Origin of the sequence: Thermococcus kodakarensis KOD1 (assembly GCF_000009965.1) — an archaeon.
Taxonomy (GTDB): domain Archaea; phylum Methanobacteriota_B; class Thermococci; order Thermococcales; family Thermococcaceae; genus Thermococcus; species Thermococcus kodakarensis.
This window is the reverse complement of the sequence record NC_006624.1, coordinates 803,302-816,489: the sequence shown is the minus strand read 5'-3', so window position 1 is coordinate 816,489 and position 13,188 is coordinate 803,302. Positions and strand designations below refer to the sequence as shown.

The 13,188-nt window shown below is 52.0% G+C and carries 12 protein-coding genes; 4 read left to right on the top strand and 8 right to left on the bottom strand.

The window, feature by feature from the left end:
- Positions 1-69 precede the first annotated feature (69 nt).
- The 5 genes from TK_RS04615 to TK_RS04595 form a co-directional block, all read right to left on the bottom strand.
- A complete protein-coding gene (locus TK_RS04615) occupies positions 70-2,373 on the bottom strand; it encodes a TRAP transporter permease (protein ID WP_011249888.1) in 2,304 nt (767 codons plus the stop codon).
- Between the two features lie 2 nt (positions 2,374-2,375).
- Positions 2,376-2,753 (bottom strand): DUF1850 domain-containing protein, encoded by a 378-nt coding sequence (locus tag TK_RS04610; protein ID WP_232500618.1) that lies wholly within the window; start codon positions 2,751-2,753, stop codon positions 2,376-2,378.
- Between the two features lie 87 nt (positions 2,754-2,840).
- Positions 2,841-3,833 (bottom strand): TAXI family TRAP transporter solute-binding subunit, encoded by a 993-nt coding sequence (locus TK_RS04605; RefSeq protein ID WP_048053693.1) that lies wholly within the window; start codon positions 3,831-3,833, stop codon positions 2,841-2,843.
- A gap of 304 nt (positions 3,834-4,137) precedes the next feature.
- Positions 4,138-4,872, bottom strand: a complete 735-nt coding sequence (gene mobB, locus TK_RS04600) for a molybdopterin-guanine dinucleotide biosynthesis protein B (protein ID WP_011249885.1) — start codon at positions 4,870-4,872, stop codon at positions 4,138-4,140.
- A 10-nt stretch (positions 4,873-4,882) separates the two neighbouring features.
- Positions 4,883-5,098 (bottom strand): LSm family protein, encoded by a 216-nt coding sequence (locus TK_RS04595; RefSeq protein ID WP_011249884.1) that lies wholly within the window; start codon positions 5,096-5,098, stop codon positions 4,883-4,885.
- A gap of 133 nt (positions 5,099-5,231) precedes the next feature.
- Here TK_RS04595 and tnpA point away from each other — a divergent pair, with 133 nt between their 5' ends.
- From tnpA to TK_RS04580, 3 genes are all read left to right on the top strand, one after another.
- Entirely contained in the window at positions 5,232-5,642 is a 411-nt protein-coding gene (tnpA, locus tag TK_RS04590; protein WP_011249883.1) for an IS200/IS605 family transposase, read from the top strand.
- Positions 5,642-6,817: an RNA-guided endonuclease InsQ/TnpB family protein gene (locus tag TK_RS04585; RefSeq protein WP_011249882.1), complete on the top strand. Its 1,176-nt coding sequence runs from the start codon at positions 5,642-5,644 to the stop codon at positions 6,815-6,817. The genes tnpA and TK_RS04585 overlap by 1 nt, the downstream gene beginning before the upstream one ends.
- A gap of 95 nt (positions 6,818-6,912) precedes the next feature.
- Entirely contained in the window at positions 6,913-7,743 is an 831-nt protein-coding gene (locus TK_RS04580; RefSeq protein WP_011249881.1) for a hypothetical protein, read from the top strand.
- On the opposite strand, the gene TK_RS04575 is transcribed toward TK_RS04580, so the two are convergent.
- Positions 7,744-9,009 carry a UbiD family decarboxylase gene (locus tag TK_RS04575; protein ID WP_011249880.1) on the bottom strand — a complete coding sequence of 422 codons (1,266 nt, stop codon included), beginning with the start codon at positions 9,007-9,009 and terminating at the stop codon, positions 7,744-7,746. It abuts the gene before it with no gap.
- A 70-nt stretch (positions 9,010-9,079) separates the two neighbouring features.
- Between TK_RS04575 and TK_RS04570 the strand changes: the two genes are divergently transcribed.
- Entirely contained in the window at positions 9,080-10,465 is a 1,386-nt protein-coding gene (locus tag TK_RS04570) for a DEAD/DEAH box helicase (RefSeq protein ID WP_011249879.1), read from the top strand.
- On the opposite strand, the gene truA is transcribed toward TK_RS04570, so the two are convergent.
- A complete protein-coding gene (truA, locus tag TK_RS04565; RefSeq protein WP_011249878.1) occupies positions 10,421-11,224 on the bottom strand; it encodes a tRNA pseudouridine(38-40) synthase TruA in 804 nt (267 codons plus the stop codon). The two genes, TK_RS04570 and truA, sit on opposite strands and share 45 nt — an antisense overlap.
- Before the next feature lie 237 nt (positions 11,225-11,461).
- Positions 11,462-13,186, bottom strand: a complete 1,725-nt coding sequence (gene pheT / locus TK_RS04560) for a phenylalanine--tRNA ligase subunit beta (protein ID WP_011249876.1) — start codon at positions 13,184-13,186, stop codon at positions 11,462-11,464.
- Between the last annotated feature and the right edge of the window lie 2 nt (positions 13,187-13,188).

Sequence of the window (13,188 nt, the reverse complement as noted above, 5' to 3'; positions counted from 1 at the left end):
TCTATTGTCAGGCTGTCAAAGGTTTATAAATCTAACCCACCGACAGCTGTCGAAAAGACAAAGAGAAGGTCAAGAAGACAATTTCTCTCCAAGCAGTCTCAGGGCAATAACGAAAACAAAACTAATCCCGACTATCACTGGGTTGAGGGTTGCCGAGATAATGCCGAGTATCCCTGCAAGCCCCCTGATCTCTTTTCTCAGATGCTTTCCGAACCAGCCGGTCAGCGCTATTGCGAGCAGGTACATCACGAGCAGCGTTGCACTGAGGTCGTAGAGCACCTGAAGGGCGGTCATCGTGGTCCAGTGCTTGACTGTTATGATGAACATCTCGGGGTGCGTGAAGTAGATGTACGGCCCGATGTATCCGGCGAGGGCGTACTTGACCGCGTTCATCGCCGTCTTCCAGAAGTCTCCGCCGGCTAAGGCCGAACCGGCGTAGCTTGCCAAGGCAACCGGCGGCGTAACATCAGCGAGGATTCCAAAGTAGAAGACAAAGAAGTGTGCCGCCAGCAGGGCTATCGGGGTTGCGAATCCCGGAACCGGGTCTGAATATGGGTGGAGGCCCTGAACGGCGTTGAATATTGCAGGAGCCGCAACTAAAGATGTTATGATGTAGTTGGCCGTCGTCGGGACGCCCATTCCGAGGATGAGGCTGAAGACCATCGTGAGCATCAGCAGGAGCCAGAGGTTTCCAGCGGTTAGGTCAACGAGACGGTAGCCGAGACTCGTGACGAGGCCGGTCATCGTGAGGACACCCTGTATAAGGCCTGCGCTCGCCGCCGCCAACATGACGCTCGTGCTCGTCTTTCCAGCGTCTATCATGGACTCGTAGGTTGCCCTGTACATGGCCCTTCCGTCTTCGCTCTTCGAGTACCAGCCGATTATAAGGGAGAATATTATTCCAAAGACACCGCTGAGGAGGAGTATCTGCTCCTTGGTCATGCCGATGTACTTGGTCAGGGCTATGAAGAGCAGGAAGAGGGCCGTTATGTAGAACTTCTCGTTGAACTCGACCTTGTCGCTTATGAAGCCTACTGCAGCAAGTCCGAGGAGGATTAGGAGCGAGATTCCGGCGACTGGAGTGGCCATGGCCTTGCCTGTGAACATCAGAGCGGTGGCAAGCAGGACAACAGCAACGTAGAGCCCCTCGTGGCCCTTTATGTTGTCCTTGGAAATCCACGCGACCCAGATGGCTACTCCGAGGGATGAAATTGCCGAGATGTGCGGCGGAATACCCCAGACTAAGGCGACGGTGATGACGACTATTGGCAGGAGGATGTAGAGCTTCCTTATGAAGTAGTCAAGGCCGGAGAAGCTTTCCCTCGGCATTCCCTTGAGGCCCAGCCTCTTTGTCTCAAGGTCAATGAAGAGGTAAACGCCCGCGTAGTAAACGAGCGCTGGAATGACTGCGGCTATGATGAGCTTGTTGTAGGGGACGCCGAGGAACTCCGCCATGATGAATGCTGCTGCACCCATGATAGGCGGCATAAGCTGACCGCCCGTTGATGCTACCGGCTCAACGGCACCGGCTATTTCCGGAGGATAGCCTGCCTTCTTCATCAGCGGTATTGTGAAGGTTCCCGTGGTCAGGACGTTGGCGACGCTTGAGCCGCTCACTGTTCCCATCAGGCCGCTGGAGATGACGGCGGCCTTTGCCGGTCCTCCAGGTCTTGAACCAAAGAGGGTTATCATGAATTCCGTTATGTAGTCGCTTATGCCGATCTTCAGCAGGAACGCGCCGAAGAAGACGAAGGCGAAGACGTATATCGTCATGACGAAGAATGGAATGCCGAAGATTCCCTCATCGAAGTAGAGCTGCTGGGTAAAGCGTATCCAGTCAAAGCCTATGTTCTGGATGCCGTAGATAAGGAACACGACAACGACCGCGGGAAGAACCCATCCAAGAACCCTCCTCGTTGCCTCAAGGACGAGGATTATGGCGAGGATTCCAAAGATAACGTCGGTGGTGTAGACCTCGGCGAACTCGGCGTACCTCTGATAGACTGCAAAGAGATACAACGCGGAGATTGCCCCGAGTATAGCCAAAATATAATCGTACCACTGGACTTTCTGAAGATACTTTTCCTGCCGTCTTATCGGATAGAGGAGATAGGTGATTATCAGTATCATGGCCAGGACGAAGGCCTCGCCCTGCTTGGTCTGGAATGTCGCCTGCAGGATTCCGATCTTTATCCCCATCTTCTGGAACATGTCGTAGAGAGTGTAGTTGAAGTTGAAGATGAACAGTATTTCGTAGATACCTATCAGGATTGCGGCCGCTTTAACGACGTTATCAAGCATCGGGGGAAGGGTTCTAACCCTTTCAATAACGACCTCCTTGGCCTTCTCAAACTGTGGTGGCTCTTCACCCATTATCAGCACCTCCCAATCTTGATCAGCAGTAGGGGACATGATTCGACTCGAAACTCAATCAGTGTATCGGAACGTGGAGCGAATGCCGGAAGACCGTCAACCGTTATGTTTGCCCGGTTGAGCGGGATGAACCAGTAGTCAAGGCTCTTTCCGAGGTAGATGTTGATCCGCTTCTCGTACCAGCTTCCGTTCCACTCCTGGAAGTCCTCTGGAAGGCCGGCACCGAAGTCCTTCCACTTCATACCTATTGCATAGATGCCGCTGCTGTTTACCTTCAGCGTCTCCACAACCTCGCTCCGCTCCACGCTGTGGATGTATTCAATCGTTATTTCGTGTTCACCGAGGGGATACACCATCTCCTCCTTCCCATCCGTTATCACGAGAACACCTCTTTCAGCAACAGATGATACCAGTAAAATCAGGAAAAATGCCAGAAAAAGAAAGGACTTCCTCAAATACCTCACCCATCACGGCTTGAGCTTGTCCGGGACCGTTATGCCCTTCTCCTCGTAGAACTTAATGGCTCCAGGGTGGAGCGGGATGCTCATACCGTCAAGGGCAGTGTCAAGGCTTATGTACTTGGTCTTGGCGTGGACCTTGTGGAGTTCCTCGAGGTTGGCTGGGTCGAAGAGTATCTTGGTCATTTGGTAGACAGTGTCCTCTGACAGATCCGCACTGACCGCGAGGATAGCCTTAACGGCAACGGTCGGAGTGTCCTCGGTCATGCCGTTGTAGGTATCCTTCGGGAGAACCTGCCTGACGTAGAATATGTATCCCTGGTCGTGGAGCTTGTTGAGGATGTCATCTGGAATCGGGAGGATTCTAACTGGGGTCTGGACGGCTATCTGGTTAACGGCAGGGGTTGGGGCACCTGAAACGATAACAGCGGCATCGATCTGGCCGACCTTAAGGCTCTGAGCGGCTTCGCTGAACTTCTGGTTGACCTTCTGGATGCTGTCCCAGACGCCAGCGGCCTTGAGTATCTGCTCGGCTGCAACTGCAGTGCCGCTTCCGGCAGCACCTATGGCGACCTTCTTGCCCTTGAGGTCTTGGAGACTCTTGATGTCGCTGTCGGCCCTGACGACGAACTGAACCGTCTCAGGATAGAGGGCCGCGACACCGCGTATGTTCTTAACGGGCTGTCCCTCGAACATGTAGAGGCCGTTGTAGGCGTAGTAAGCTATATCGTTCTGCAGTATGGCGGCCTGGGCCTTCCCTTCGCCGATGGCCTTGGCGTTGGTAACGCTGGCACCGCTCGTGACTGCTTTGGCTTTTATGCCGTTCTTGTTGAGTATTTCAGCGTACTTTGAGCCGAGCGGGAAGTAGACACCGCTTGTTCCTCCGGTGTAGATTGTTATCTCCTCGGAAGTCTTACTTCCGTTTCCACCGCTACCAATGCAACCGCTGGCCACAAGAGCAAAGACCAAAAGGGCAACGAGACCGAGAGCTTTCATCTTCATTTTCTTCACCTCATTCTCCATTTATGGTCATCCAGATATGCTAAAGTGCATCTCAGAACATTTTTATCTTGGAGCACGGTTATATACTTTACGGTTGTAAACTTTTACGCGGCTGTAAATCACAAAAATTCCATGATTCTTCGGTTTTTTCTTGAAAATTTTTCCAAAAATAGTTTAATTTAGCCAAGAGACGAACACAAAAAAGCATCAAAGAGGAGAGTAATCTTTACATTTGGAAAGAAGAGTGCATGGGGATGCATTTCTCTAACTATTAAAAGTGTTAACAATAGGGTAGGGCCCTCAATCAATCACTCCGCACTATTATTTCAATCTTCTTTCCTTCACGGTACCCTTTCATCGCAGAGAGCATGCCCTTTATCGTCTTCTCCACGAGCTCCTGAACCCAGTCCTTCATGGGGAGAACCTGCCCGTCTATTTTAATGACGACTTTCGGCTTCTGGCTGAGAACAACGCAGTCCTTTGTGGTCTTCTCGCCTTTCACTATCATCCTCGCCATCTCAGCACAGCGGAAGCCGCAGAGGCCGCAATCAATGTTAGGGAGTATGAAGGCCTTCTCTTCCACTAGGTCTGCGAGTTTTTCTGGCTCTCTGGTGGCATCGATAACTGGGAGGCCGTTGATTTCGGTTATCCCCCTTGATGCAACAACTCCGCTAACCGCTATGGCAAGTCCCCCGTCAAGTTCTTCGACTTCCTCCGGCGTTCTTGCACAAACCACCCTTGGAACGTGCTCCACCGACTTGAATCCCTCAAGGAGCAGAAAATCAGCGCTGACCATTGAGAAGAGCGCGTTTATGTCCTTAGCTTTGAAGAGAAGGGCATCCGTGTCCTCCGCTCTCACCAGAACGGCGTCGGCCACTCGGGAAAACCGCCAAGTGTCAGTGCCCTCTCTATCGAACTCCGCATGCATGCTCTTCGCTATCGCTACTCTGTAACCTCTCTCTTTGAGGACTCTGGCGACGGCCTCTACTGTGGTCGTCTTCCCGCTCTTCTTGTAGCCCACGAACGCCACCGCTCTCATCGCAGGCACCTCACAGGAGCGTTATCCAGTTCATATCGTCTATCTTCACGATAAGCTCCCTCGCTTTATTGCCTGCGTAGTCAGTGACGTTCTTGAGCAGTATCACCTCTTCGTCGAAGTCCTCAAGAATTCCCGAAAAACTGATCTCGCTTCCAATCCCTACAGCAACCCTCTGTCCCTTCCAGCGCTCGAGTGTTTTGTCAAGCAAGTACTGTTTCTCACTCATGGTTTCTCCCCCAATCCTGCACATGACTTGGGCTTTTTAACATATTCGGGCGAGAAGTCCCCTTCCGAGAGGGAGGGGATGAAAGCCCGAAACCCTCAAATACTCTCATAGTTACACAAAATTTGTGATAACTATGAAATACAAACTCGATAAAGGAGCACATTCAGTCTATTCACTCTATTACCACCTCATTTTAGTCGTAAAACACCGCAGAAAAGTCTTCACCAACGACAGGATAATAGACTTCCTCAAACAGAAAATCCACGAAATATCAGAGACCCACGAGGTAGAAGTTCTCACCATAGAGACAGACCAAGACCACGTTCACATCCTATTCAAGGCAAAACCCACCCTCAACATACCAAAATACATCAACGCCCTAAAGACAATTACCTCACGGGAAATACGCAGGAACTTCCCAGAAGTGAAGGAAAAACTCTGGAGAAACACCTTTTGGTCACCCTCATACTTCCTCGCAACCTCTGGGCAGGTGACCCTCGACGTTCTCAAAGCCTACGTTGAGAGCCAAGGTGAGGGGAGTTGATGCGTTCCTACCGCTTCAGAATCTATCCCTCAAAAGCACAACAGGAAAGGATGCTCCAACATATGGAACTCTGTCGCTGGCTCTACAACGAGTTATTGAGGGCAATACGGGAAAACCCTTCGCTCGGGAGAATCGACACCCAAAGGCTAATCGTTGAATTAAAGAAGGAAAAGCCAGAACTCAAGGAGGTTTACTCCAAAGTTCTCCAAATGGTGAACCACCAGCTCTGGAACAACCTGACCGTCCTGAAGGCTCTAAAAAAGAACGGACATAAAGTTGGGAGGCTTAGATACAAGACCTCACCGAATAGCTGGAAGACGCTGAACTACAACCAAAGCGGTTTCAAGCTTGACGAGGAGAGGAAGAGACTACGTCTCTCTAAGGTTGGGGAAGTCCCCATAAAGCTCCATAGGAGAATCAAAGGTAAAATCAAGGGCGTAATAATTAAACGGACGAAGACTGGGAAGTGGTATGCTATTTTTCAGGCTGAGGAAGAACCAGAACCGTTGCCCAGAACGGGTAGGGCAGTTGGAATTGATTTGGGAGTCGCTCATTTCGTCGTTGATAGCGACGGCAACGCTTTTGAGAACCCGCTGTTCCTTGAGAAATCCCTTGAAAGGATTAAGAAAATACAGAGGAGACTCTCAAGGAAGCAAAAAGGTTCGAAGAACTGGGAGAGGGAGAGAATAAAATTAGCTAAGGCTTACGAGAAGCTAACGAACCAGCGAAATGATTTTCTCCATAAACTCGCTCTTTACTACGTTAGGAATTACGACATTATTGTCGTGGAAAACCTAAAACCAAAGAATATGGTTGGGAACGGTAATAAAAGTCTCAACCGTCGTTTGCTCGATTCTTCTCTCGGTGCTTTCATTAGGATACTCTCCGACAAGGCTGAGAGAGCTGGTCGGAGAGTTGTTTTCGTCGAGCCAGCCTACACTTCAAGGACTTGCTCCCGTTGTGGATTCGTTGTGGAGGAATTGCCTCTCCTGGAGAGGGTTTTTCGCTGTTCGAAGTGTGGGCTGGTGATGGATAGGGACTTGAACGCTTCCCTCAACATATTGAAGAGGGGTTTGGATGAAGGGTTGGGACGACCGGATTGCCTGTGGAGGGAAGACCTCTACCCCGTGTCGTGCCTTATGAGGCCGTCATCACGGGGCAAGTCTTCCTTATGAAGCAGGAAGCCCCGCCCGAAAGGACGGGGTAGTTCACCTTTCGTGTTCTCCACAAAGCCTATAAGTGTCCCTTCCCCAGGCTGAGGGGTGGTATCATGAGGCTGATCGTTAGAGGTAAGCACATCAGGGATTCCCTCGCCGCCGAACTGCGGAAGGAAGGGATAAAGTTTGAGGTCAGGGAGCGGCTCGGCTACGACGGTTTTATCGGCTACATGCTCACGGGCACCCTTGACGAGATTGAAAAAGCCGTTGAAAGCATTGAGGGCGTTGATAGAGACGCTTTGAGAGAGGGCTTCATGTCGTTTAAAGAAAGTGTGACCCACATACTTGAGCACCTGAAAGTTGGGGAAGACGCCGAAAAGCTCCTAATGGAGGGTGCATGGGTAGGAGATATCCTCGACCAGCTCCACAGGGCTGGAGTGCTTGATTACGATGGAAAGACCGTTAAGCTCAGGGAAGGTGTTGACCCATCCTCAATCAGATTCGAGTTTAAGTTCCCCTTCAACATCGTCCACAATCCTGAAGAGGCTGAAAAGGTAGCCAAGCAGTTTGTGTTTACAGACCTCCTTCCCGAGTATGAATTCGAGTTCTTGGAGCTGGACATAGCCAGGATCAACAAAATCGGCTCGATAGCGGGCAGGTACTTCCCGGAGGATGTTCTCCTTAAGGCTTACTTTGCCCTCATAAGCAGGGGCATCCTCGCGGAAGAAATCCTGAGGGTTCTAAAGGACGGAAAGATCCCTGAGGAAGAGCTCATCAAGAGCTTCATGAGGGCCGCTCCAATGGCGATACCAACGCCCAAGGGGACTCTTGTGATAAACTACTCCAAGGAGGCCATAGAAGAGACACTGAAACTCCTCAAGAAGCTCGGCTACATCGAAATAAAGGGTGGAAAAGTCAGGAAGATTAGGGAAATGGGGGAGTGATCACACCCTCGCCCTCTCAAACTCTTCTTTTCTGCCCAGAGGCTTCGTCGCGTCAATTCCCCACTTCGCCGTAAGTCCCTTCTCCGCTGAGGGGTCGAGTGAGCTTCCCCTCGCGTTCGGGACAATCACCAGATCCCTGTCCGGCTGGAAGCGGGTAGCGACCGCCCACTCGACTTCCCTGTCGTCGTAGATGTTTATGTCTTCATCGACCACTATAACCCTCTTCAGGCTCGGGTGGCCGGCGAAGGCCGCTAAAATTGCGTTCTTGCCGTCACCGTCGTGCTGTTTGGTTATCGAAACGACGGCGTGGAGCCACATTGCCCCGCCCTCGGTCAGCCTGACCCCGTGAACCTTCGGCACGACCCTCTTAACACTCGCGTATATCTGCGGCTCTTTTGGAAGGCCCATCAGCATGTAGTGTTCGTAGCCGCCGGAGAGCAGGGCGTGGAAGATGGGATCATCCACGTGGTACATCTTCTCAAACACTACCAGCGGCTGCCTCCTGACTATGTCGTACGTCCCTGTTATATCAACGAATGGCCCTTCATCGACGAGTTCTGGCGTTATTCTGGCCTCAAAGACGAACTCGCTCTCGATCGGGACTGGAATCCCGCCAAGTTCTATGACTTCGAGCGGCTTTCCAAAGGCAATCTCACTCATGGCCGATGCTATCTCCAGCTCGCTAACCCCATAGGCGGTGCTCACGGACCCTGCCAGAAGAAGGTGTACTGGGTTGCCAACCACTATCCTAACGTCGAGGTCTTCACCGTTCTCGGCCTTCTCCTTCCACATCGCGTAGAGGTGCCTCGGAACGAGCCTTATGGCGGCGGTTTTCTCGTCACGCACCATCATCCTGTGGAAGGACACGTTGACAAAGCCGTTGTCATCCTTCGCTATGACCATCGCCGAGGTGAAGTACTGACCGCCGTCCCTTGGGTAGTACTTTGGAATCGGGAGCTTCTTGAGGGAGAAGTCCTTCGTCGAGTTCTTGAGAAAAGGTGCCTCTTTAACCTCTTTGTACTGCCTTGGGTTTTCCATTGCCTCCGCTATCAGGTGGATGAGCTCTTCCCTCGTGGTGTTGAGGTAAGTGGCTATCCTCTTCCGGGTGCTCCAGATGTTTCCAGCGACCTTCCAGCCTTCCACGTCTTCAAACAGAACCGGCCTGTCAGGGTATTTTAGGAGGTAGCGGGTTATCTCCAGCTCTTTCTTTACGGGTTCCTTAATGACAACTAGGTCTTCAAACCGTGAGAGTATCTCCCTCAGCATGCTATCACCATACCAACTTCCAAAAGGTCTATAAATCCTTTTTCTAAACTTTCGGCGATTGGCCATGCCCATGGTTGTCCTGAGAATCCCAGATGGCTCAGCACTGGTGTACATAGAGAAAGCCGACCCGAGCGTCTACTTCAAAATCTACGACCTGCTCACCTACAAGAAGGACTACGGGAAGTGGGAGAAGCCCGAGAGCCTCTACGACCCCTACGAGAAGACGTTTCCCGTCGGGCTTCTGCCCCGGGTGAAGAAATTCCTCAACAGCAAGGGCTACCGCGTTAGGGTAAAGGACGAGAGGCAGATACGCGGAGAAAAGCTCAACTCCACCTGGAACGAGAAGTTCCAGATGAGGCGCTACCAGGGGAGGGCAGTCAAGAAGGCACTAAAGGAGAAAATGGGCGTTCTCGCCCTCCCGGTTGGGAGTGGAAAGACGATAGTCGGCCTCAGGATAATCCATGAGCTTGACCTCTCCGCTCTTATAGTCGTCCACACCAAGGAGCTCCTCTACCAGTGGGCTGAGAGGATTGAGGAAGTCCTCGGAATAAAGGCTGGCATCGTGGGGGACAACAAGTGGGAAGAGGGGCCTGTGACAGTTGCCATGATACAGACCCTCCTTTCGAGGGGAGTTGATAAACTCCAGAGAGACTATGCGATAGTCCTCTTCGATGAATGCCACAGGACTTCAGCAGCTGAAAAGTTCTACCAGCTCGGCATAAGCCTTCCCCAGGTCTACCGCTTCGGTCTCTCGGCAACTCCATGGAGGCGCGTTAGGGGGGAGGAGATCAAGATTGAGGCGGTAGTTGGGCCGATAATCTACGAGGTCAGGGCTGAAGACCTCATAAGGGAGGGCTTTTTGGCAAAGCCGAAGTTCGAGATAATAACCTACGAATCAAAGATGCCCTCCTTCAGCGAACGCTACAAGGAGCTTTACGAGGACATGATAATGAACAACGACGAGAGGAACAGGGCGATAGTGAAGAAGGCCATCGAGCTTGCCAGGAAGGGGCACAGAGTTCTCATAGACGTCAGGAGAATTGAGCACGGAAAGATTCTGAAGGAGATGCTGGAGAAAGAAGGTATTAAAGCCGAATTCCTCAGCTCGCAAAGCCCGAACCGCTGGGAGATACTGGAAGCGTTCAAGAGCGGCGAAATTCCAGTATTAATCTCGACCCTCCTAAAGGAAGGCGTTGACATACCGGAGATCTCTGCCATAATACTCGCCGGCGGCGGAAAGAGCGACATAATGACGATTCAGACGATAGGGCGTGCACTGAGGCCGAAGAAGGGAATGAAAGCCCTTATAGTTGACATCGAGGACGACGACCCACTCCTCTACACGCACTTCATAGAGCGCCAAAAGGCCCTCAAGCAGTACTATGGGAAGTACTACGACAAGGGAATGGAGTCAATATTCGAGGAGAAAGTCCCCAAAAAGCGCCGCTCTAGTTAAGGCTCTTGAATAGCGCTCAAAAATGTCTCTCCTGGCCTTTTTGATGCCCTTTTCATCACCTTCGAACCCGATCCCCGGGTACTCTATGTGCCACAGTACCAGCCCCTCAGGCGGCGCCGGCGGTATTTTCTTCCCGTACTCCCCGGAAAGCATCCTTTCAACTTCCTCAGCTTCGAGAAGGCCTAGCCCGCAGAAGCGGAGGGCATTTACAATTCTCCGCACCATCTCCCACAGGAAGCTTTTTCCCTGGACTTCAATCACAAGGTAGCCCTGCCTCTCGATGACCTCAACTCTCTCGACTTCTCTTATTGGGTCTCTGCCTGGTTCGAGCTTTGCAAAGGCCGAAAAGTCGTGCCTCCCAACGAAAAGGCTCGCACACTCTCTCATGGCACTGAGGTCGAAGCCCTCGTTCACTAGGTAGTAGCGATATGTCTTGAACTTTGCCCAGAAGCGCGGGTGAAAATCGTCGGGAACCTCGGCAATCCCGAGAACCCAGACGTCGCTTAAATGGTGGTTGAGGACTTCCGGGCGGGCGAGGTCTGGCCTCTCCGATGGAACGAAGGAGACCACATTGAAGAACGCGGATACCCCTCTGTCGGTTCTCGAAGCCCCCTTGAAGTCGTTTTTTTCAGGACTCTCAATTATCCCAAGCTTCTGAAGGACTTTTATTATCTCTCCCTCAACGGTTCTTACGCCTGGCTGGCGCTGGAAGCCGTAGAAGGCGCTCCCGTCGTAGGCAACTCTCAGTGCGAGCTTCATGGCATCCACTTTTCGGGAACGGTATAAAATGGTTTTCCTTGACACCCTGGCAGAGAACTTGATATTTGTAAACTTCAATCTGGAATGAATGACAGAAACATCTGGAAAAAGTTGATAAATACTGCCATACAGGTAGAACCGGCGATGAAAATGGTGAGGGATATCGAGATAATTACAAACCTTGAGAACTTTGAGATAATGAAGGCCATCTTCGAGAAAAGTTTGGAAAGGGAGAAATCATAGATAGGGCTCCGTGTAGAGCGGAGCAAGGAACAGCTCGAAGGCCGCAACGGGCATCTCAATTCCCCAGTTCTCTAAGACGGCCGGGTGTATCTCCCCTATAACTCCTATCGTCTCCCCGTTAACAATGATCTTACCAACTCTGCCCGGAATGAAGCTCGGGTGTTCTGCCTCTTCAAGCTCGTACTCGAAGCCGAGGTGACGCATAACGCCCTCGAGGATTTCTTTTGCCTCTGTGAAGGTCACGCGCGGATGAGCTAAAGCCACTGCCAGCTTGCTCTCGCTGACCGTCTTAGTCTCCCTGCTCTCGTCTATGAGCGTAGCCTTTCCGACCTCGAACAACTTTTGAGGATACTCCTCGTGGGTGTTCTGGCTCAGGAAGTCGAGCAAACTCGGAATGAGCCAGTTCCTCAAAGCTGACCACTTCGGGCTTATCGGGTTCTCTATTTCCACGAGCTCAGCGGGCGGGTGGTTGAAGTAGTCCCGGCACTCCTCCTGGTGCTCCCCGCAGGGGAGATTCATCCTGTCGTACTGGGCCTCCCTGTTCGTCAGGTTGAACGTCATGACCTCCTGTAAGCCAAAGCCGACCATGAGCTCCCTAACGGCGTCCTCGAACTCGATGAACTTGTCGCCCCTTCCCTGGACTGCCAGCTTCGGCTCCTCTGGTTCGATCTCGTTGTATCCGTAGGCAATGAGCACGTCCTCAAGAACGTCCCTCGCGTGCATTATGTCGTCGCGGAAGGCCGGATAGCGGAGCTTTGCCCTTCTGTTCTCAAGCTCGACCTCGTACATCATTCTCTCAAGGAGCTCCTTGATTTCCCCGTCGCTCAGCTCAAGGCCGGCTAATTTTCTGATGTAGTCGAGCTCGACCTCGAACTCCTTCGGCGTTAGGTCTGGAGTCTCTATCTCGAAGTCTGGATAAACTACTTTCACGCTCTTTATCTTTCCGCCGCGCTCAGCGAGAGCTGTGACGACGACGTTGAGGGCAAGCATGACTTTATTCAAGTCCCAGCCGGTTATATCAACGAAGACGTTTTTGGTCTCGGTTGTCACCCTTCCAGTTGTCTCGGAGTTGATTACCGGCGGCATCGAGAGGACTTTGCCCTCACTGTCCACGAGGAGAGGATAGTAGGGCTTGTCCTTTATCAGGTGTCCGTATTCCCTTCCCTTCTCGTGCTTCTCAAGGATTTCCTCAAGCGTCATCTCCTCGTCGTAGCCGAGGGGAACGAACTTCTCGGTCTTCTCAGCGGCGCGGTAGTATATCGGCGGCTTGACCTTGTCGAAGTCGAAGATGCCTATCGCTACCTCCCTTCTCCTCCTTCCGAAGGTGAGCGCGACCTTCTCCTGCAGGTTGATCATCTGCCTCAGGGCCTCTTCATCGATGTTCAGGCCCTCAACGATTGCATAGACACCGTAGGGCCTGATGTCCTTCAGCTTCTCGTCCACGTAAACTACAACGTCACTCTTCTCGATCTCGTACTTCGGCAAACCCTTCTGGAAGCCAAGGGCGAATCGTATCTGCCTCGCTATACCCTCGGCACTCCAGAGGTCGGGCCTGTTGGTGTCCTTTGAGTCGGCCTTGAAGTAGATTTCACCGTTCTCCTCCCAGACGTCGTCCAGCTCACATTTGGCGTAGAGGAAGAGGTCTTCCCACTCCTCGACGCTGAAAGTTTTCCCGACGAGCCTCTCAAGGTCGCGCTTTGAAACGTCGAACTTCGGCATGA